At 64.9% G+C, this 22616-nt stretch carries 12 protein-coding genes; 1 reads left to right on the forward strand and 11 read right to left on the reverse strand.

Annotated features, from left to right (window positions below; genetic code table 11):
• Positions 1-17: 17 nt before the first annotated feature.
• The 3 genes from KA261_08690 to KA261_08700 all read right to left on the reverse strand — a co-directional run bounded on the left by KA261_08690 (position 18) and on the right by KA261_08700 (position 6440).
• Positions 18-470, reverse strand: coding sequence for a transcriptional repressor (locus tag KA261_08690; protein ID MBP7697873.1), 453 nt, complete (start codon positions 468-470; stop codon positions 18-20).
• Between the two features lie 203 nt (positions 471-673).
• Positions 674-3433 carry a M6 family metalloprotease domain-containing protein gene (locus KA261_08695; protein ID MBP7697874.1) on the reverse strand — a complete coding sequence of 920 codons (2760 nt, stop codon included), beginning with the start codon at positions 3431-3433 and terminating at the stop codon, positions 674-676.
• Between the two features lie 100 nt (positions 3434-3533).
• Positions 3534-6440 carry a S8 family peptidase gene (locus tag KA261_08700; protein MBP7697875.1) on the reverse strand — a complete coding sequence of 969 codons (2907 nt, stop codon included), beginning with the start codon at positions 6438-6440 and terminating at the stop codon, positions 3534-3536.
• A 277-nt stretch (positions 6441-6717) separates the two neighbouring features.
• On the opposite strand from KA261_08700, the gene KA261_08705 reads away from it, so the two are divergent.
• Positions 6718-8895: a glycosyltransferase family 39 protein gene (locus KA261_08705; protein ID MBP7697876.1), complete on the forward strand. Its 2178-nt coding sequence runs from the start codon at positions 6718-6720 to the stop codon at positions 8893-8895.
• A 60-nt stretch (positions 8896-8955) separates the two neighbouring features.
• On the opposite strand, the gene KA261_08710 is transcribed toward KA261_08705, so the two are convergent.
• From KA261_08710 to KA261_08745, 8 genes are all read right to left on the reverse strand, one after another.
• Entirely contained in the window at positions 8956-11346 is a 2391-nt protein-coding gene (locus KA261_08710) for a hypothetical protein (GenBank protein ID MBP7697877.1), read from the reverse strand.
• Positions 11347-11391: 45 nt separating this feature from the next.
• Positions 11392-12366 (reverse strand): PorV/PorQ family protein, encoded by a 975-nt coding sequence (locus KA261_08715; protein ID MBP7697878.1) that lies wholly within the window; start codon positions 12364-12366, stop codon positions 11392-11394.
• Positions 12367-12410: 44 nt separating this feature from the next.
• Complete coding sequence (locus KA261_08720; protein ID MBP7697879.1) at positions 12411-15824, reverse strand: TonB-dependent receptor; 3414 nt, start codon at positions 15822-15824, stop codon at positions 12411-12413.
• Between the two features lie 280 nt (positions 15825-16104).
• On the reverse strand, positions 16105-16959 hold the full coding sequence (locus KA261_08725; GenBank protein ID MBP7697880.1) for a hypothetical protein: 855 nt from the start codon (positions 16957-16959) through the stop codon (positions 16105-16107).
• Between the two features lie 61 nt (positions 16960-17020).
• Entirely contained in the window at positions 17021-17761 is a 741-nt protein-coding gene (locus KA261_08730; protein MBP7697881.1) for a DUF2238 domain-containing protein, read from the reverse strand.
• Between the two features lie 175 nt (positions 17762-17936).
• Entirely contained in the window at positions 17937-20870 is a 2934-nt protein-coding gene (locus tag KA261_08735) for a sigma 54-interacting transcriptional regulator (protein MBP7697882.1), read from the reverse strand.
• Between the two features lie 76 nt (positions 20871-20946).
• Positions 20947-21291 carry a hypothetical protein gene (locus tag KA261_08740; GenBank protein MBP7697883.1) on the reverse strand — a complete coding sequence of 115 codons (345 nt, stop codon included), beginning with the start codon at positions 21289-21291 and terminating at the stop codon, positions 20947-20949.
• A gap of 148 nt (positions 21292-21439) precedes the next feature.
• Positions 21440-22582: a DUF362 domain-containing protein gene (locus KA261_08745; protein MBP7697884.1), complete on the reverse strand. Its 1143-nt coding sequence runs from the start codon at positions 22580-22582 to the stop codon at positions 21440-21442.
• Positions 22583-22616 lie beyond the last annotated feature (34 nt).

Here is a 22616-nt window from a genome sequence, read left to right on the forward strand (position 1 = left end):
TCCCGTCCCCGAACCCGTCACTTCGGCGGCGCGGCGCCGCCGCCCGAACCGAGCGCCCGCCGGCGCCGTTCGCGGCATTCCTCGCAGTACCCGTGGATCTCGATTTTGAAACTATCGGCGCGGAAGTCGTTCTGCTCGGCCACCCCGGCCAGCACCGCCACGATTTCCTCCACCGGAAACTCGGTCAGCCTGCGGCACTCCTGGCAGTACAGGTGGCCGTGCGGCACGTGCGTCACCCGGTCGTACCGCGTGACGCCGTCGCCGACATTCACTTCCTCCGCCAGCCCCACCCGGCAGATCAGTTTCAGGTTCCGCCAGACGGTGCTGTACCCGATCGAGCGGTCCTGGCGCCTCACTTTCTCGAACAGCTCGTCCACCGTCACGTGGTCGCCGAGTTCAAAGAACGCCCGGAAAACCAGCTCCCGCTGGGGCGTCATTTTGAAACCTTTGGTGCGAAGGAACTCTCGCATGGCGCAACCTTGTGCCGATCATTCCACTCAACTGAAAACGATTTTCAATTTCATCAGCATATATTACTCTCTTTCGGCCTGATGTCAAGGAAAATCGAGCGGCTAAGTGGCATTTTTCACATGAATATATCCTATTCTACTGCAAAAAGATAGCCGCCGGGGTGGGCCGGCGGCTGCTTCTTTTTCGGTAGTGCAACTTTGCTCTACTTAAGGAGAACCATTTTCATTGTTTGGGCCTCGTCACCCCGTTCGAGGCGGTAGAAATAGACTCCGGAGGCCGCCCGATGCCCTCTTCCGTCCGACCCGTCCCAATCGACCGCGTAGGATCCCGGAATCTGGACTTCATCGACCAGCGTTGCCACCCGCTGGCCGAGGGCGTTGTAGACCGCCAGTTTCGTGCGCGGCGTGGACCGGAAATCCGCTCCGGTGCTCCGCAGCGTGTACCGGATCGTGGTGCTCGGGTTGAATGGATTCGGGTAATTCTGCTCGAGGGTAAACGAGGACGGCATGACCGGGAACGGGGAACCGTCGTGGATGGACGTGGCCTGGCCGCCGAAGTAGGCGAGGATGCGGCTGATGAGTGTGTCTTTCGGCATGGTCGTACCGCCCGCGTTGTCGTTGAGCAGCTCGGGGGCGAAGGTGAGCAACACGGTTTTGTAGGTCGGGCCCGCGTAGGCGATGCCGCGTATCTGTCCGCTCGGCCCGCCGGTGAATATGCTCTGGCCGCCGCTGAGCACATTCATATAAGCGTTGGCCGCCGCCGCATTCGGCGCGCCGGTGATCGGCCGGTACTCCGTGCCGTTGCCGATGGCTGTCCCGGGGACGCCGAGATACTGAGGGAAGTAGAGATTGCCGGCATGGCTCGCCTTGAGGTAGTCTGCGACGAAGGCGTTGTCGAGGGCGGCCAGTTTTACCAGCGCGTAGGTCCCCAGGCACAGATGATGGTCGGGGGCGTTCAGGTACCCTTTCATCGCGGCGACATTAGCCGCGCTGAAAGCGCCGGTCGAGGTATCGATGCCCGTGTGCCAGAAGACGATCCGATAGCCGCTCAGAGCCAGCGAGTCGGGCGAGCCCTGGGACTGGACATTCCACACCCGGCTGGGAATCCCCCGGCCCCGCAGCGCATCCACATACTCCTGCTGGTACTCAGCCCCGTTGTCGTCGTCGACCACCAGCACCTGGGTGGCGCCCACCTGTTTGGAGAACTGGAACTCCTTGACAAACTCGCTGCCGAATGTCCCGCCGGGGAGCGAGTCGGTCACGATCGTCACCGTGAACGTGTCAATCGCCGCCGTCAGGCTGTCCTTTACCCGGAAGATGATGGGATCGGTGTTGTACTGGATGTCGACCAGCAGGTTCGTGCCGAAGGAGACGGCCGGGGTCACCCACTCGATCCGGGGCGACCCGCTGGCGAGCGCCGCCCGCACATTGTAGGAGTACCGCATGAAATTGCGGATGTAGCAGTAGAAGTGGATCTCTTCGCCGGCTTCGACGACGCCGTCGCCGTCCCCGCGCGGCGCGTCATCGTTGAAGACGAACCCGCTCGAGGCTTCGACGATCCAGGGCCGCGAGTACTCGATGTCGAGTTCGGCGTACATGACCGAATCGGCGTTGGAGACATCCCACACGCCGATACGCGACACGAGGCCGTAGAGCGGCGAGAGGTCGTCGTTGAGATTCGTGGCCGGCGTGCTGTAGTCGTGGAAGTTGCGGTTGCCGGTGGCGCCGGGGAACGGATCCCCCGCATCGCCGGAGCTCCCGGCGTACTCAAGCTGGAACTGGCCGTCCGCCTGCTCCAGCGCGATGCGGTAGGGCGGGTACCGGTTGCTGCCCGTACCGGCGGCCGTGCCGGCGTCGTAGTGCCAGATGCACAGGCCGGATCCCGGGATGTTCGTGTCAAACCCCGTCTGGCGGCGGTTCTCGATCAGCCAGTATTCCGAACTCCCGGTGGTCGCGTTTCTCAGCCGGTAGACCACCGGGTTGTATTCCACGGCCGGGATAGCCGCCAGCTTGATGTTCTGCGTCACGTCGATGATCGTCACCAGCCCGGCCTGCGCCTTGCACCACCCGTCGAGGTGCGCCGGCCGCTTGGACCCGAACAGGTAGTTCCCGTTCCCCATGAGTGACCAGTGCCCCGCTCCGCTGGAACCCTCGGCGTAGGTGACGTCATAGAGGTCCGGCAGCCCCAGCACGTGGCCGAACTCGTGGCAGAAGACCCCGATGGCGGAGAGGTGGTCCCCCGCTTCCTCCGGGTTCATCGTGTAGTACTTCACCTGCACGCCGTCGCGCGTGGCGTTGATGGACGCCTTGTGCGACCAGATGCCGAAGATTCCTTCCTCGGCGCCGCGGCCCGCGTGGATGACGATAACTGCGTCGACGTCGTTGTCGCCGTTGGTGTACTGGGTGTAATCGATGTCCGGGTCGGCGAGGTTCGTGAGATCATAGACAAGCTCGGCGCTGCGCGAGAGGCCGTCGTCGGAGCCGACGTAGTAGGCGTAGGTATTCGGCGCCGTGTACGGACCGTAGATGTCCCCGGCGAGGTACAGGCCCCCATAGGTGACTTCGCGGTAGTAGTCGGTCATCGATCCGGTCGGGTTGATGATTGCGCCGGCGGTGTCGATGGTGCTGTCCGAAAAGAGGATCGAGTCGAACACGGCGTTGGTGCCGTTGGCGTACCCGCCGCTCATGCGGTTGTCGGTGAATTCCACCAGGAGCACGATCACTTTCACCGTGTCCGGACCGGCCTGGGCGGCCATCGCCCGCGGCTCCTTGCCGGGCTGCCAGATCGGTGTCTCATTGGGAGCGCAGCCGCCGCGCGCCTTGAACGCCTGCCAAGCGTCGACCTTCTCCTTCCACACTCCCTCGGCTTTCCATTTTTCGATCGCCTCCGGGTGCGGGGCCACAGCTGCCGCCGAACCGGCCAGGGCGAGCAGCAACAGGGAAATGAACGTCACACGTGTCATACGGGGAACCTTCGCTGTCCTTATCGCGGTGTATGAATTCTACTTACCCTGTAAACTCCGCCGCACGCCGTTCGTTTCCCGGAAAATCGATATTCCGGGACTATTTTAGAAGCACCATCTTCCGCGTCTGCTGGGTGTCGCCCACGGTCAGGCGGTAGAAGTACACGCCGCTGGCCAGATCCCCCGCCGCTTCCCAGTCGACCGCGTGCCGCCCGGGGGCCAGCGGCCCTTCGTGCAGCACCGTCACTTCCTGTCCCAGCGTGTTGTAGATCTTCAGCGACACCTCGGCGGCCCTCGGCAGATCGAAACGAATCCGCGTGGTCGGGTTGAAGGGGTTCGGGTAGTTCTGGTGCAGTTCGAAGGCTGCCGGCAGACCGTCCGGCCGCTCGTCCGCTGCCGCTGTCGCCTCGTCGTACATCCGGCGGGCCGCTGCCGCCGCGGCTTCGAAATCCGCCTCCGCGAGGCCTGCGACAAAGGCCAGAGCTATGGTGACCGAATCCCTTGGCGGGATCGAAAACGGTCCGGCGCCGACGATCACAAAACGATCGTCACCGGACGCCTCGCCGAGATCCACCCCGGACCGGGATAGTATATCATATAACTCCCCGCCCGAAAAGCCCGTTTTTGCGCCGGCTTGGTTGGCGAAGGCGCTGAACGAAACCGCCCCGTCCAGCCCCATCAGCGCCGCCCGGGAACCATCGGCGCCCGCCGTCACAATCATGTTGAGATTCGCATCGTAGGCCACCGTCTCCGCGCCGCCCAGGTCGTAGTCGGCCAAGAGGCCGAAGCGGAGGTTGGTGAGCGGTTCGATGCTCGTGTTTTTGAGACGAAACTTGACAACCAGCAGGCTGCTGTGGTCCATCCCCGGGTAGCTCACCGTTTCCTGCCGGACCGTGATGGGAATCGAGATCTCCGCCCCGCGGTCGTCGTACTCGGCCGTCCGGTGCCGGCCGCCGTCCAGGTCCACCCACTCCTCGCTGAGCGGCGCGACAGGGAGGAAATCGGAGGCGGCGAACCCGCCGTCGGCGCCCCGCACGCCGGTGGAGAGCTGAAGGGCGTTGCGCCCGATGATCACGCCGGCCTCGTACAGCAGGTTGTCGCTGCCGCCGACTGTGAACCCCTCCCCCCGCACATTATATATCGAGCCGGGCGCCAGCCCGAACATGCCGAAATCCGACACCGTCAAGTCCATCTGCGCTGTCCGGTGGGTGGCGAAGCTGCCCGCCGGCGCCACCCCGACCGGGAGCGTGAAGGTCAGTGTGTCCGTGTGCTCTGCGAGATTGTACTCGTACCGGACGCAGAGAGTGAAGGCCGCCGTCTGGCCATGATAGAGCGTATCGCTGAAGGTCGCTGTCAACGGCGCCCCGTTGACCGCGCTCAGCAGGTCGCCGCCGAACAGGTAGATCACTTCCCCCGACTCGACTGTGACGCCCGAGGCCGCCGGGGCCGCGAGAGTGGCCGTCGCCCGGACAATATTGGCCGCCGGGTTGCGCAGCGTGATCGCCAGGTCGAAGCGCTCGCCCGGCACCGCCAGCCCGTCGCCCGAAACCGCCACCCGGCTGATGGAGAAATCGGGCGCCACCGGATCCGGGATGTACTGGAGCAGCCGCGCGGCATCGACGATCCCGTAGCCGTAGCTGTTGTCCTCTCCGAGCGGCCCCAGGTCGCGGGCGGCCGCGATAAAGGCGCTCTTGATGTCGGCGGCCGACACGTTGGGATTATACTGGCGGACGAGCGCCACCAGTCCGGCCACGAACGGCGCGGCCATCGAGGTGCCCGTGAGCACCTTGTACCCGCCGTCTTTGTACGACGACCGGATACTCACGCCCGGGGCGACCAGCTCCGGCTTCACCGACACCTGGTCGCACGATGCCGGACCCCGGCTGGAGAAGCTCGCGACCGCGTTGTTGGCATCGACGGCGCCGACCGCGAAGGCGCTCAGCGGACTGAGCACCATGTCGGCCGGGTTGCGCAGCGTCATGGCGTTCGGCCCTTCGTTGCCGGCCGCAAACACCGTCACCACGCCGGCCGCCTCCACGTTCTCGATCGCCGCGGCAAACGTCCGGTCGCACGGCGTGAAGAGACCTTTCGGGATCCCCCAGCTGTTCAGGATCACGTCGGGCACATCGTCGGTCGTCATCGTGTCCCCGTCCGGATTGAGCGCCCACTGGAAAGCTTCGAGAATGTCGGCGATGGTGGTCGAGAGCGGCCGTCCCTGGTCGATCACGCCGGCCGTGATCCACTCCGCGTCCGGGGCCACGCCGATCGTGTCCGCCCCGTCGGAGCCGACCATGATGCCCATCGTGTGGGTACCGTGGCCGACCGCGTCCGCCGGCAGACTTGTCGGCGCCACCTTGGAGAACCAGGCCGCGCTCAGCGGAACGTGCGCGCCCCGCCACTTCGGCAGGAGCGCCGCGTGATCGTACTTCACTCCCGTATCGAACGAGCAGATGAGCCGCCCGCGCCCCGTCAACCCCTTCTGCCACAGTGCGGGGACTCCGAGCTGCACAAGCGGCTGCGCAACCGTCGCCGCCAGACCGGCCGTCGGAGCCTTTTCCTCGACCGGCGCAATCAGGCTCACCGGCGCATCTTCGACCACGAGGCTCACGCCGTCGATCGCCGCCAGTTCCGGGAGGACCGCCGCCGGCACCGCTGCCGCGTAGGCCGGTGCAATCCAGTAACGGGCGACGGTCGAGCGGGCGTGCTGCCGGAGCAGCGCGGCCACCGCCCGGTCCCCCCGCCCCCGCGCCTGCTTCAGCGCCGATGTGACCTGCCGGATTTGATCTCCCCGGGCAAGCATCGCGGCCGACGCTTTCGACGCGGCGGCGGTGCGTTCCGTCTCGAGGAAGACGACCACGTGCACGATGCTGTCCGGCGGCGCTCCGCGGTCGATCAGTTCGGCGAGCCCCGGCGCCAGCGACGGCTGGGCGGCGGCCGCCCCGGTGTTCAGCCCCAGCATGATCAGACCCGCGAACAGCGAGAGCGTGTAGGCTGCAAGTTCCTTCATGGGTTCTCCTCCGGCAAAGTCCGGGGACCCTTAGAGCAACGGTTATGCCGCCCCCCGGCTTATGAGGGGGCCGCAACCGGCTGCACCGACTCACCCTCAGGGCGAGCTAATCGCTATTACCGCAACGACTTTCGGGGGAGGCGCTGGGGTCGCGCGAGCGGGGCGAGCGGTTGACCACTTGCACAGGTGAAAGGCCGGTGCAGTCCGATGCACAGGCGGGTGCACACTCGGCAACTTTTTACAGGCTGATTCCAGCGGCGGGTTCTATATTGTCCCGATGGCTCCACACCGGCAACAGGGCGGTTTTCCCGCCTCGCTCGGGCTGATTCTGCTGGTCGCCGCCGGGCTGCGGGTCTGCTACCTGGCCATGTACGCCGGGCTGCCTGAGTGGACCATGCTCACGGTCGACAACTGCTTCCACCACCACTGGGCGCAGGATATCGCGGCCGGGAATATCCTCGGCGCCACCACATACTTCCGCGCCCCGTTCTATGTTTTCGTGTTGGCCGCCCTGTACGCCGTCTTCGGTGTTTCGCTCTGGACGGCCCGCGTGTTCGGTCTGGCCGTGGGCCTGGCATCGGTGGCGCTGACGTACGTGCTCGGTCGGCGGGCGGTGTCGTCGCGCGTCGGTCTCTTGGCGGCCGGTCTCCACGCCGTGTGGCCGACCGCGCTCTACTTCGAGTCCGAACTGCTGCTCGACCCGCTGTTTTTGCTGCTACTGCAGGCTTCGGTATGGCGGCTGCTCGTGTGGCGGGAAACGCACCGGGCGCGGGATGCGTTCTGGCTCGGACTGGCGCTTGGTCTGGCGGCGATCACGCGACCGACCGCGCTGTTGCTCCTGGTCGTGGTCGCGGGGGTCGCCCTGTGCGCCCGGCGCGGCCTGGCGCCGCTCCTGCGCACAGCGCTCGCGGTCGGCCTCGGCCTGGCGATTGCGATCGGACCGATCTTCATCCGCAACCTCGCGGTCGCCGGCGATCCGGTGCTGATCGCCTCGCAGGGAGGCATCAACCTGTACATCGGCAACAACCCTGAGGCCGACGGCGTCTCCGCGGTCCTGCCCGAACCGCTGGGTTTCAACTGGCAGATTCGGGATGTCGTGCATATCGCAGAGCAGGCCGCCGGCCGTCCGCTCGCACCCGGCGAAGTCTCCGACTACTGGGCGCAGCGCGCCCGCACGTGGATCGCCGCCCATCCCCTCTCGTTTCTCCGCCTTTATGCGGAGAAGCTCTACTGGAACATCTCGCACCGGGAGATTTCCAACAACCGCGCGCTCGGGCCGTTCTTCGCGCTCATCCCGCTGCTGCGCTACAATCCGCTGAGTTTCGGTCTGCTCTTTGCGTTGGCTCTGGCCGGTCTGGCCGCGGCGCTGCGGACCAACGCCCGTCTTCGCCTGATCGCGCTTATCCTCCTGCTGTATGTCGCCGCCTCGGCGCTGTTCTTCTTCAACAGCCGCTTCCGCCTGCCGGTGCTGCCGCTGTATTTCATCCTGGCGGCAACCGGTGTGTTCGGGCTGGCCGAGGCTGTTCGGCGGCGGCGGGGGCTGGTGCTGCCGGCCGCGGCTCTGACAGTTGGCGCCGGGCTGTCGTTCCTGCCACTGGTGTCGCTCCCGTCCGGTGTGTCTCCCCAAGCGATCATGAGCGCCGCCAATTACGCCTACGGACAGGGGGACTTCCGCCGCGCGCTCGAACTCTCGGCCGAAGCGGCCGCGGTCGACTCCACCTACCCCGAAGTGAACCTGAATCTGGGCAACGCCTGGCTGCGTTTGGGCGACGCCGCTGCGGCCCGGGCTGCCTGGGAGCGGGAGGCCCGGTTCCACCCTGGCCGACCCAAGGCTCTGACCAACCTCGCCTCGCTGGCCCTGCTCGAGGGGCGTTTCGCCGACGCGCAAGCGGAGGGGCAGCGGGCGCTGGCGCTCCGCCCCTACGACTACGACGCCAATCTCGTTTGGCTGCGGGCCGTGTTCGCGGCGGATACGACAGCGCCTGAGCAGCTTGTCGCCGAGGTTCAGGCCGCTGCGGCGCGCACGGGCGGCGACGTCTACCTGCTCAACGAGGCCGGCATTCTGCTCACGCAGCGCGGGCTGGCCGAGACGGCGCGCGCGACGCTCCTGGCGGCCCTGTCCGCGCCGCCGCCGCCGATCGAGATGGACGATGCCGCTTTCGCTCCCAATTTCCGTCACAGCCGCGAGCGCATGCGCGAGCAGCACGCCCAGGCGGCCTACCAGCTCGGCTATCTCGCCGCTCTCGCTAGCCGCTTCGGGGAGGCTGTCGAATTCTCGCGCCGGGCGGTGGAACTCGACCCCGGCCTGGCTGAGGCCTGGGTGAACCTAGTCGGCGCCTGCGCCGCAGCGGGGCGCATCGACGAGGCGCGAACCACCCTCCGCGAGGCGCTCGCCCGCTTCCCCAACCGCCCGGAACTCCGGGAGCTCGACCGCCGCCTGGCGCCCCGGCAATAAACAAAAAGAGACCGGAGCCGACGGCTCCGGTCTCGGTAACGGTCAAATAACGGCGGCCGGTCAGCGCCGGTGCAGATTGGCCAGCGCGTGGGCGCTGAGATCCAGACCCTTCTCGTACGCTTCCTGGTCGCAGCGCTTCCAGTAGCGATCCCGCTCGACGGAGAGATCCGCCGCCGCCGTCGGGTCCGCATCATGATACCGCAGCTTCGCGACCGGCTGCTGGATATTCGGATCGTAGAGGTAATCCATGACAGCCCTGAAGAGCTGGGCGACCGGACCGGAAGTCGGGTTCGGCCCGCGCTTGAGCGCAAACGGCGTCAGGTTCATGTGAACCGTCCGGTAAAGGCCGGTGCTGTAGCGGTGGCCGCACGGCGCCCCTTCGAAATCGAAGTTGAAGGAGCCGGAGATGCCCTCATACACACCGAGCGGATGGGCAACGCCCCGCGACCGGTAGTACGACTTGTACAGATACATGATCTCCGCCCCGTACCGCGCCTGGCACCAGTTGATCTCCGGCAGATAGGGAAGCTTCTTGTTGTAGTAGTACTGGATCCGGTCCGAGGGATCCGGCGTGGAGGTATCCGGGACCAGCGACCCCCACTCGTAGAGATCGTGCACAAGCGCGGAGTCATACTCGATATCGGGCCATTGCGCCGGCTGCAGGCTGTAGGCGCCGATGCAATCCTGAACATCGAATGCGGGCAGAGCCCATGGCGCATTGGGGCGCGGGTCCCGCAGCCGGTTGGCGTGCTGGAACCACCCGGTGTACAAGCCGCTGTTCACCGCAAAGTACCGCTTGTATGCCATGGCCCACTTGTTGCTGACCTGGTTGAAGATCAACTGCGGGTCGCCTGGGGGCATGTGGCTCTTGTTCCCATCGCCGCCCGCGACCGAGCGGCAAATCGACCAGGCATTCACGCCGGCATCCAGACCCGTGATGACCGGCTTCATGTAGCCCTCTTTCGTGATCGGCGGCGCCACGATGTGATCGTTGTACAACACCACGACCTTGTACTGCAGCAGCTTCACCAGCGGGATTCCATTGGTGTAGTTGGTGTTGTTGTACGACCGGCCCTGATAGATGTAGTCGTACTCGTTGAAATTCAAATCCGGGTTCCAGTTCAGGAGCATGTCGCGCCAGAACAGGTAACTGCGCGGACGGCTCGGGTCGGTGGTGTTGTCCGGTAGGTATCCGTCGGCCTTGCGGACCGCGATCGGCTGGGCGGAAGCCGCCATGTCAAATACCAGCACGTCCCGCTCGAACTTCGGTTCGACCACCGGGAACGCCTTCCAGGCCGGCGTCGGGTCGGGCACCTTGGCGTCGTCGCGGGAGCGGATCCAGAAGAGGAATTGCCGCTCCACCGTCGAGTCGGTCGGAGTGTGGCGGAACACGTTGTAGAGCGTGTCGCGACCCGCCCACTCGCGCGAATTGGACTGGCTGAGTGCGGGCACCCACGTGTCGAGGCACGGGCAGGCCGTCTCATCCAGCGAATCCGGCAGACTCTTCAGACACTCCGGATCGCGGTAGCACGAGCTGTCCACCACCTTGTAGTAGACCGGGTTGTTCACGAAGTCGGCGTCTTCAAAATCGAAGTAATTCTTGAAGGTCCGTCCGAGGCGAACGTCGATCTCATCCGTACCGACCAGGAACGAATCACAATCGATGACCGGGTCGGGATTGCCGGACACGAAGGTCGTGTCGCAGACTTTGAAATACTCGCCCTGGCGGTACACGAAACCGTCCACGCTCTGGAACACGGTCTGCACGAACTGGGCCTCCATCGCGATCATCTCGTCGTTCGTGTACGGTCCGTAGAGGCGCCACTGGAACTCGAAGCGCGGGGGGTCGCTCGGGTAGTCGACGGAGTCGTTAGCCATCCAGTCCAGCGCAATGCCGGTCACGATGCCGCCCGGGCGCGGGGCGTTGACGAACGGAATCTTGGTGCTGATGTCGTTGATCCCGGTGTTCGGCGGATTGTCGTTGCGCGCGAAACGGCGGTAGACGATGTCGGAGCCGAGGCCCTCCATGTCGAACGCCTGGAGGAACACGTACTGGACCACGAACGAGCGCACCGGGTTGGCGCTGTCGGCCGCCAGCGGGATCTGGTGCGTCGTCTGGGGATCCGAGGCCGCCGGGTCGACGTCCACGTGCGTCCACGCGGCATCTGAGACCCGTTGGATGTAGTTCTCGGGGCTGTCGAAACCGACTTCCGCCTCGGTCGCGACGTGGTAGCGGTAGTAGTCGATGAGCCCGTCGGCGTCCGACCCATACCAGTAGACCACGGGGTTCCGCGAGAAGGTCTGGCCCTCCGGCGGGATGTTGGCGAAGTGGACGATGGGCTTCTGATTCGCGAAGCGCTCACCGTCCAGCGTATCCGTGCAGCCGCCCACCAGAAGCGCCGCCCCGCCCCCCACTCCGGCCAGCACCAGCGTTGTCAGGAGTGCACGCATCGTTCGATATCTCATAACTGTCTTCATCTGCTGCCTTGCCTCCCGCTAAAACGCGAAACTCATGGTGAATCGGTGCACTTCGTCCATCACGCCGAAGTCCTGGTAGGCGTAGTCGACGCGGATTTCGGATTCTTCGCCGAACGGCAGGCGCAGCCCGCCGCCGAACGTGAGCCCGTCCACGTCATAGTTGAACCGCCCGCCGGCCCGCAGGATGAACATGTCGCGGATGGTCAGCTCGGCGCCGCTGTTGTACTTCTCGAGGTTGTCCGACGGGTGGCAGCCCTCGGCCGCCACCGACAGCACGTAGTTGTCGGTCTGCAGCGCATCGATCGTCCCGCCGAACCGGAAGTTGATGGGCAACGGGAAGTCGTCCCGGATCATGTTGAGATCGGGGCCGAAGTTGGTGATGGCCATGGCGATCTTGAAATTCCGGAAACCGGTGTTGTACACCGTGCCGACGTCGGCCGCCCACCCGTTGGCCGAGTAGTCGTGAACGAACTCACCGATGTACTTCACGGTGAAACCGACCGAGAACCGGTCCGTCAGGTAGCGGCCATAGCTCACGGCGAGCGAAAAGTCCTTCCACCAGAACGTCCGCCCGGTGGGGATCGCGTAGTAGTCGATCTCGTCGATCTCGCCGGAGTTGAGGTGATAGGCGCTGATTCCCAGCACCCCGCCGATCGATTCGAGCGGCAGACCGATGGCCGCGTAGCCGTAGTTGACGTCGGCGGGCATCCGCACGTACGTCAACTGCCCCTCCGGCCCGTACAGGTAGACCAGGCCGGCGGGGTTGTAGTAGACGGCCGAGACGTCGTTGGCCAGCGCCGTGAACGCCTCCGCCATCCCCATGGCGCGCGCCGAGACGCCGATCTCAAGGAACTGGGCGCCGGTCGTGCCCACTTTCGCCTGGGCCCGTACGTCACCGGGAGAGACCAGCAGCAGGACCGCCGCCAGGACCGCCCCCGAGAGGGCTATCCCCCGGGTCCGGCCAAGCGCGCGTGTATGTTCGTGTCTTAGCATGGCATCCTCTTTATTTGCAGCAACAACTTGCCTCATCCCATGACTTACAGGTTGATCTGAATTCCCATCCGGACCTGCCGGCCGTAGTCCCAGTTGTACGGGTTGGCATCGTACTCGGTGCCGCCGCGGATGATCCCGCTCTGGTTCTGGCGGGTGTCCGCGCGGCCCGTGTTCGTATAAATGCCGTCCTCGGCCACGTTCCGGGTGTCGAAAATATTCTCGATCCACAGAATGTAGCTCAGGTCAACCCCCGCAAACTGGAAGTCCTTGGTGAACCGCACGTCGAAAAGCACCGTCGAGGGCATGCGGAGCGAATTCCGCTGAATGTCCTCGCCGCCCACAGTCGCCACGTTCGGGTAGGAGCGGTCCGGCGTGAAGGGGCGACCGCTCTCAATGATCGACTGGAGATTGAGCGACCAGCCGTTCGGAATCGGCATCCCGAACAGCCGCGGCTTCACCGTGTTGGGCACGGTCACCTGGATGTTCCCCTTGAGCGAGTGCCGGATGTCGTTGTCCAGCGGCGCCTCGTCGAGCGGCTCGCGCGACAGCTCGAAACTCGTCTGGTAGGTTCGGGAGGCCTCCGACGCCTTGCCGTAGGCAAAGCCGTAGGTGTAGGCGATCATCCCGTTGACATAACCGCCGCCCCGCTTCTCCAGCTCGACCTCGAACCCGCGGCTGCGGCCGTAGTCCTTGTTCCGGTACTGCTGGCGGTTGAAGTTGTCGATGACGACGAACGCGCTGTTGATCTTGTCGAACTCGTCTTTGAAGTAGCCGGAGACGTCGATGTTGTAGTACTCGCTCATGGCGTACTTGACGCCGAACGAGTACTGCACGGTCTTCATGTAGTCGAGGTTGTAGTTGCCGATGACCGCGTCCTGCTGGATCGAGGTCGTGTTGCGCGCGTACATCGCGTCGAGGTCGGGCATCTGGTAGAAGTGCCCGTAGTTGAAGTGGACCTTCGCCTTGTCCGAGATCGGGTAGGAGAACCCGATGCGCGGCGAGAGTTTCTGCCGGTCGCCCAGGATGACGCCCGATCCGATGTCGTCGTTCTCGGCCACCGGGATCAGGTCGTCGATGTCCTGGATGAAGAAATCCCAGCGCAGGCCGAGCGACGCGATCATCGAGCCGTACTCCAGCTTGTCGCGCAGGTAGACAGTACCGGCCCAGGGCTGGTAGCTGTACATGTCGCGGAAGGCGCCGCGGTCGGGGAACGGCCCGCTGTCGGGACGGCCGTTGTAGCGGACGTACGGCCGTTTGATATCCTGCAGGGTGAAGTCGTAGCGCCACATCCCGATGCCGCCCTTCAACTCGTGGTTGCCCATCTGGCGGAAGACCTTGACGTCACCCCGGAGTGTGCTGCTCTCGCGGTAGTACCATTCGATGTCGTCGTCGTAGGATCCCGGCGCGAGGAAGCTCGAGGTCCCGCCGGCGTCCCATTTGCCGTTGCCGTTGATGTCCGTAAACGGCTCACCGTAGTCGTACTGGAAATTGGGCCCGTCGTAGATGCCGTTGCCGTTGCGGTCGATATACGGGGTCGGGGGTTCGACGCGCACGGTGTCCCCGTTCGGTCCGAGGATGACGCGCCCGCCGGTGAACTTGTCGTTCGGACCGTCGCGCCGCCCGTTGTGGTTATAGTCCTGGTTGTCCGGCCCGGTGCTCATCACGAATCCGTCGACGCCCTCTTCGTACACGCCGTTGTTGTTATTGTCGTAGTAGGGCTCGCCCAGGATCGAGTCGCCGTCGACATACGGTTCGGCCTGGGCGGCGCCGACGTTGCTCACGCGGTAGTTGTCGAGCACGCCGTTGCCGTTCTTATCGTGCAGGTAGTCGCCCTGGTCCCACACGCCGTTGCCGTTGAGATCGATGAACGGCTCGCCCTCGAGCGTGTCCGCGAAATTGTTGTCGTTGAAAGAAAACCCGGTGCCCCAGTACGTGCTGTTCTGCTGGTCGTACAGCTCAAAGACGTCGTAAAACTGGTTCCGGAAATCAACGCCGTACTCGCCGCCGTTGTAGCGCGGCCCGGTGAATCCCTCGCCGTAGCTGATCGTGTCGGGGTACAGATTGATGATCGGCTCCGGCGGATCGTACTGGCCGTTGCCGTTGTCGTCGTCGTAGTACTCCCACTCGTCATCGGCCGGGAAATCGTCGGGGTCAAGACCCTTGCCGGGGTTCTTCGGGTCGCCCGGCTTCTGCTGCTTGTAGGTCGAGTAGTACGAGAAGACCGCCTCGTACGTCATGTCCTTGGACATCGATCCCGAGATCTCCAGCGAGACCGTGCGCCACTGGTCCTCATACACCGGCGCCGTGTTGGGCGTGTACCGGTAGGCCCAGCTGAAGAGTGTGAGGCGGCGCAGCGACTCCTTGTAGGAGAGGATGAAGCGGAGGTTCTGCTGCGGCCGGAACTTCAGGTTCGCCATGTAGTAGTACCGGTTGTTCAGCCGCTCCGGAATCTGGAACCCGAGGAGGTTGAAATCCCCGTATTGCCGGGCCGTGGTCGGCGAGGTGTAGTCCTCGTACTGGTAGATGCCGTCGTTCTTGTCCATCTCGGCATAGAAGTAGTACGTGAACTCCTGGTCCTCGAGGAAGCGCAGGCCGAGCGCCGGGAGAATCTTGTTCTTGACGAAGGGATCGGGACCGGAGAGCGCCATGCGCAGGTAGTCATTGTTGCGCGAGTACTTGTTGAGGTCCTTGTTCCCGAAATCGTCGGTGATGTACTGGAAGTCGAAATTGGTTTTGTCGCGCGAGCCCGTCTGGGTGGTGAGTTTCACGATGCCCGAGAGCGCATCGCCGTACTCCGGGTCGAACCCGTCTTTGATGACGGTGAACTCCTGGATGGAGCCCGACACGAGCGACATCTGCGCGCCCGAGGCCCCGAGCGGATCGTCCAGCGGCACGCCGTCGACAATGTACGACACCTCGCCGGCGCGGCCGCCGCGGATGAACACCTCACCCTGGCTATTGGTGACCACGCCCGCCACCTGCGTCAGCAGCTCGTCGACCGTCGTCACCGGCTGCGTGCGGATCTCTTCCTTGGTGATGGTGACCTGGTTGGAGACCTCTTTGATTTCCAGCTTGTCTTTCTGGCCGACGACACGCACCGCCTCCACCTCGGTCGCCGTCTGCTCCATCTGAATCGACTGCTCGGTGGTGATGTCGGCCTTGACGGCGACGTCGGTCACCTCGACCGTGCGGTACTCGATGTGGCTGATCCGGAGCGTGTAGGTTCCCGGCTCCACCTGGAAGATCGTGTACTTCCCGTCGAGGTCGGTCTGGGCGCCGCGCGAGGTGCCGACAACGAGGACCGAGGCGCCGATGACGGGCTGCTTGGTCTCCTTGTCCGTGATCGTACCGGCGATCTTGCCCGTGGCGGCACCGAAAGCCTCCCCGCCGAACACGGCGAGCAGAACGAGTCCTGCGATGGTGCATGTGAGGAGACGCCGCCTGTAACTACGAAACATGAGAGTTCCTCCTCGAGCCTATCAACACTAAATCTTTCTTACTACCCAACAGTCTCGGGTCGGCGGGCGGTCGGAAGCGCCGGCGAGTCACAAGGCGATGTGCTGTCGACGTTTGCTGGCCGATACCTGATCGGTGCGGACCCGACTCCTCGGCTCTCAAAAACAGCGTGGGCGCCGGCGATCAGGAGCCTTTCAGGACACCCACTTAAGACCGGAAATTAGCCTTGGCGCGCCAGGGAAGTCAAGCGATTTTTTCCCCGCGCACAGGGCGTCGGTCGCACTAGAGACCGCCCTCAACCGCTTCCTGTTTAATGCAATCGCGCCGCTCCAGAGCTTTTTCGCGGACCGCCTCCGCCCACCCATCCAGCACCCGCTCCTCGTCCTCCGACAGCACCGCTTCATCGCACGCGACGCCGAGACTGCGCCCGAGGCTCGCGAAGAAGATTCCGCTCCAGGTATGAAGATGTTGCGCCCAAACAGGATCAGGGGCGACCGTGCGTTCGGGCGGACATACCGGGCCATCGAGCGCCGGATGATAGGCGACGCCGCCCGGCTTGATCGCGCCGTGCTGCAGAAGTGTATGCCCCATGCGGCGCTGCGCCGACGCCGCCAGCTTGCGGCCGTCGGCCACCACCTCGTGCCGCGCGGCCGAGGCGAAACAGGGGGCCGTGTGAAAGAAGGCGGGATGACTTCCGCCGCCGACCGAAGATCGCAGATATTGCGACCGGATCCCCAGCTCCGCCAGAAAAGCGGTGAGCGCCTCGGCGATGGCGGCCGAAGTGCGGGCGACCGATCCCACCAGCGGTCCCGGCGGAAGACCCTCAGCGTTCACCACCACCGCGTACGTGAGCTCGGTCGGATCATGATAGAGCGCCCGTCCCCCGGTCACCCGGCGAATGAGCGGCGTGCCGCCCAGCGCCTCGTGGACCACCGCGTGGTCGAGCCGCTGGTTGCAGCCGAACGTGATCGCCCCCGTGCGCCACGTGTAGAGCCGCAGGACGACCATCCCCGGCCGCCGCTGCGCCTGTGCGAACAGCCATTCGTCGACCGCCATATTGCGGAAGGGATCGAGGGCCGGGTGGGTATAGCAGAGCGCGCGGATCATGCCGCATGATATGGCGTTGCGACGCGCCAAACAAGCCCTCGCCGGCGCCCTGGGTCCAAAAGACCCCGCGGCGGGACCGTCGCTCCGACCCTCACGGCGATGGGCGGCGCTGCTTCTTGCGGCGCAGGCGAGCCATCTCGACTTCGCCAAGCGGCCGCCGGTGTTTCACCGCCAGGCTTTCCCGCCACTCGCGCGCAAAGTCGGACTGGATGGCGAGATTGATGGCCGCCGTCACCAGCATCGCGATCACCGCCCCGGTGGTCGCCAGCCCCATGTCCTTGTGTGCATCCCACACATCCCCCTGCGTGCCGAGGTACGCCACCCCCAGGTCTCCGCCGAACAGCTCGGCCGCCCACCACTCGAACAGCTCGAACAGCATCGACGTCGACATCGTCACGTCCAGCGGCAGGAAGTACGACCAGAAGCCTTTCGCGGCGGCCACCCGGCAGAAAACTTCCCGGATCGGGTAGGCCAGCAGGAGGCCATAGGAGAAGTGCACGATGCGGTCGAAGTTGTTGCGGTCCCACCCGAGCAGGGCGTTGAGCCCGGCGCCGAATAGACTCCTGAACCACGCGTCGTACGGCACTTCGGCGTAAGTGTAGTGCGCCCCGATTTCATGGATGCAGAGAAATACGAAGAGCAGCGTGTAGGAGACGCGGGAGAGAGGGAAACGCCGGTAGGACAACACGAGCACCGGCGCCACGAGGAGGACGAGCACGTTCTCCAAAGCCCAGTCGTGGCGATCGAGCGGGGCGAATCCCCAGAGCACGACCCAGGCGGCGAAGAGCGCCCCGAGGGTGAAGACATAGCGGGTGTAGGCTCTGGTATTCAGGCGGGCACCTCCGTGGATTGCGGTTCTGCGACACGCCGGCAGGCAGCCGGCGCGCCGCCCGCCATAATACCGAACCTGCGCCGCGCGTGTCAAGGTCTGGGTCGGCGCCCGACAAAAAACCGCCCCACCGGCGACAGTGGGGCGGCCGTCTCTTGTCTTGCCTCCGGCCCGGACGCTAGTTCACGGCGTCCAGGTGCTTCGGATCGATATTGTACTGCTTGATCTTCAGCCGCAGCGTCGACTCGGGAATGTTGAGAATCGCCGCCGCATGCTTCTTGATCCCGCCCTTCTCTTTCAGGGCCCGGATGATGAACTGCTTCTCGTGCTCGGCGAGGTAGTCGTAGAGGGAGTAGGTCTCGGTGAACTCGACATCGGCGCCGGCCTGGAGCGCCGGCAGGGCGCTCTCGACCTGCTCGGCCACGGCGCGGAGTTTGCCCGACACGATGTCCGGGCCGATCACCCGGCGGTCGCCCGCCAGCAGCGCCAGCCGCTTGATCTCGTTCTCGAGTTCGCGCACGTTCCCCGGCCAGTCATACGACAGAAGCATCCGCATGACCTCCGGGTCGACCTCCTTGCCCGTCGCATCGAGGAAATGGGTCACGAGCAGGGGGATGTCCTCGCGCCGTTCGCGCAGCGGCGGGAGGCGGAAACTGAGCGCCGAGAGCCGGTAGTACAGGTCCTGGCGGAACAGCCCGCGGTCCATCTGCTCTTTGAGGTCCTTGTTGGAGGCCGAAATGATGCGGACGTCGACCCCGCGCGGGACCGAATCGCCCAGCCGCACAAGCTCCTTGCACTCGAGCACGCGAAGGATCTTGGCCTGAATCGACAGCGGCATGTCGGCGATCTCGTCCAGGAAAAACGTGCCGCCGTCGGCCTCCTCGAACAGGCCGGGCTTGTCGCGGTCGGCCCCCGTGAACGCCCCGCGCTTGTAGCCGAAAAGCTCCGACTCCAGCAGCGTCTCCGGGAGCGCCGCGCAGTTGACCGAAATGAACCGCCGCGCCCGCCGGTTGGAATTGTAGTGAATGGCCCGCGCCACGAGGTCCTTCCCCGTCCCCGTCTCCCCCTCGATCGCCACCGAGATGTTGGAGTTGATCACCTGGCGCACCTGGGCCAGCACGTCGAGCATCTTGTGGTTGCGGGTGATGATGTTCGGGAAGGCGGCCTGCTCCATCAACTGGCTCTTGAGCCGGCGGTTGTCCTCCAGCAGGCGGTTCTTCTCAATCTCCGCCCACCGGAAGGCGATCAGGTCGCTGAAACCGACGGCGAAATTGAGGTCGCTCTGGCTGAACGGGTTCAGGCTGCTGTCGGAGGTCAGCCGGTCGACGTACAGGAAACTGGTCTGCCCCGCCGACATGCGGAAGGGCACCACGAGAATACTGGCGACCACGGCCGGAATGTCGGCGAGCAGTTCGTTGATAAACGGGTCGCGCCGGCAGTCGAGATTCAGGGTCGGCCGCGTCCGCGAAATCTCCTCTCCCAGCAGGGCCGAGAAATTCTCCGCAAACCGCTTCTTCTGAAACGCCGTCAGCTCCAGCGACGCGTAGACGGTCTCCCCGTCGGCCTCAGGCGCGAAGATCACGGCGCGGTCCCCGCCGGTCTTTTTCAGCAGGATCGTCAGGATGTCCTCGAGCTGGCTGGACTTCAGGTCGGACAGTTCGGAGGGACCGATGAGGTTGCCGAAAATCTTGAACTCGTTTTCCTGGGAAATCGAAAGCGCCACCGCCTGCTCCGAGAGCGACTGGAGGAAGTGGTGGACGGCGCGCACCCGGGCATTCTCCTCAAGCTTCAGATAGAGCTTCTCGGCCCGGTTCAGGCGGCGGAACCCGCCCGAGAGATCTCCCTGCTGGCAAGCGTACACGCCGGTCTTGAACTCGGTCTCGGCGATCCAGTAGTCCAGGCGCAGGCGCTTGAACAGGCGGCCGGCCTCCTCGAAGGCGGCCCGGATCACCCGCGCGTCTTCATCGCCGACCCGGATGAGAATGTCGGCCTGCACCAGGAGGGTGCGGGCGAGTTCGTAGGGATCATCGACCTTGCGCACGAGATCGGTGGCCAGGCGGATGTTGTCGACGGCCTCGGCGAAGTCGCCGCGGGCGGCGAACACCTGGGCAATCACCCGCCGCGCCAGCGCTACTTCGACTTTCTCCCCCAGCGCCATAGCCAGCTCGAGAGCTTTCTGGGCGTGCTTCATGGCGTCGTCGAGGTTGTCCAGAGCCAGCTCGACATCGGCCAGCCGCCGTCCCGCCTGCGACACCAGGGCGGAATCGGGCGAGAGCAGCAGCCCCGACTGGTAGGCGTTGGTCAGCAGCGCCTTGGCCTTGAACGTGTCCCCCTTCTCGAACGCCAGCTCGCCGGCGTACTTGAGGGCGATCACTTTCTCGCGTTTGAGCCCGTGCCGTTCGATAATGTCGAGCGCCTCTTCGAAGCGCCGGCGCGACGACACAAACTGGCGCTGCACCAGCGCCAGGATCCCCATCGACAGCAGGTTGATCGCCTGCTGGATCTCGAACCGGTTGTCGATGTTGACCTGCAGGGCTTTCCGGAGGGCCTCGGCCGCCTTGGCCCACTCACCCACGTGCACCAGCAACATCCCGAGGTTCCCCGTCACCTGGGCGAGCTTGCGCGGATTGTCGTCGATCATGCCGATCGCTTCTTCGAGCGATTCGATCGCCGCGTGGTAGTCGCAACGGATGTAGGAAATGCGGGCGGAGGAGTTGAGGGCGTCGACCTGCCCGAGGACGTCCTCGGCCCGCCGATAGGCGGCCAGCGCGTCCCGCGCCCGGGCGTCGGCATTCTTCAGGTCGCCGACCGCCACGTACGCCTTCGACAAAATCAGCTGGACCTTGCCGTAGCGGCGGTTGAGCGGGAAGCCGGCCAAAAGCCGGGCCGACGCCAGCCCCTGCTCGATCGCCTTGCGGTAATTCCCCTCGTAGTACGAGCCGTCGGCCGCCAGCGACAGGTACAGCCCGTACTCCGGCGGGCTTTCGACGAAAGCCGCCTCGGTGAGCAGCGACAGATCGTGGAGCGCCGCCGAGTACTTGCGCTGGCGGAACTGCTCCTCGATCGCCAGCAGGCGATTATCGAAGGAGATCTCTGGTGAGGATTGCTTCATCAGTCCGAATCTCGCTAATTCGTGTCTGCGTTGCGCCGCCCCGCTGCCCGCAGCAGCGACGCGGCGAGCCTTGCGGCTAGCGGCCGCGGAAAGCCGCCGGGAGCGCCGCGTTCTGCCTCGGAGTCGTCGCCGGCTTCACGATCCAATGATCGAAAGCGTAGTTGAACGACACCCGCAGGATGAAGCCGGTGAACCAATCTCCTCCGACGACACTGGCCGCCCGCGTCGGCGCCGTCACACCGTCGTCTCCCGACGGGTCGCCCGGCTGGGGATGGCCAATTGTGCTCGTCGGGAGCGTCTTGTTGCCGCCGGTAGCGTTGTCGACGTCAAACGGGCCCTCGGCCCGCACGAATTGTACGCCGCACATACAACCGAGCGCGATCAGCAGGACCAGCAAACCGGCTGTTGAACGTGAACTCATCATCGCACTGCCTCCGTGAATCTCAGCTCCTGTCGAGCGCGTAAATTGCGACAGGAGAAAATATTTCCGACCTCTATCGTGCGGTCTTAAAGCGCACAATTTGCCACCAGCATATTAAGATTCGCCTACCATATTGTCAAGCAATATGTTAAAAAGCGCAGTTCCTGCGTCTCGAGGCGGTCAGGAACCGCGCCAAGGACGACTGCCCGGCGACCACCGCCCCCTGCGCACAGACAGCCCGGCAGTGCCAACACCCCACGCAAAGACGCGCCTCCACAGCCGGGAGGCTTTCGCCGGTGCACTGCCGTAACGCCTTGGTAGGACAGCTCTTCACACATTCGCCGCACCCGTCGCAGAGCGCACCGTCAAGCTCGGGTCGGGTCCAGAGCAACGGCTCCGTGAACCCGCCGAACCATCGCATCACACGTTGTCTCACCAAGCGGGGATTACCTGTTTCCGGAACCGCCGGCGGCACCGACGCAGTTCCCACAATCTCTATCCCCTCCCTCCAGCCGACCCCCAGGCCCGAATCGGCCGCCGGTCCGATGTGCGGCCACGCCTCCTCTTCGGCCCCTGTCCGTTGCGCCACCGCTGCATCTACCGCCACCCCGTCGGTCGAGACCAGGATTCCCCAGACCGGGGCATCCTTCGGCTCGAGGTCGAATTGGAGGATGGTGAGGCCGGGTTGGAGAACGGCGCAGAGATCGGCCAGCACCCGCCCGTACCCGCCGTCCGCGCCGGAACGGACGAGGTGGCGGATCTTCTGAAATCCCGGCAGCACGCCGAGAAGGTTGGTCAGGGCCCCGGCCGCCCCGAACCAGGGGTGCGGGCGCAGCCGCGCGAGGTTTACCACCAGGTCGGCCTCGACCAGCACCTCGGGCACGAAGTAGACGGTGTCCTGCACCGCCGCCACCCGTGTCGTCGCCGCCTCCAAATCCACCAGCGTGAAACCCTCCGCGCCAGCCGGGGCCAGCAATCCGGCCTCGGCCCAGCGCCGCCGAACCGGAGTGCCGTCGACAAACGGCGAATCCCCGACGAGCACGCTTGCGCCGGTCTCGGTAAACACCCGCGCGACCGCGGCCACGAGCTGCGGATCGCTCCAGGCGCGCTCGGTTGTCGGCGAAGGATCCCCCAGGTCGGGCTTGAGGAATACGCGGGCTCCGGGCTGGACGAGGTCGGAGACGGCCAGGCCGATGAGGTCGAGGGTCCGGCGGAGCGCCCCGCCGGCCGCTGCCGTTTCATCGGCGGGAATCGCCGCCGCACCAATCACCGACCGGAGGTCAATTATCATACCGACTATGGTACGAGCGATCCATCGCCGCAGT

Source organism: Candidatus Zixiibacteriota bacterium (assembly GCA_017999435.1).
GTDB lineage: Bacteria > Zixibacteria > MSB-5A5 > GN15 > FEB-12 > JAGNLV01.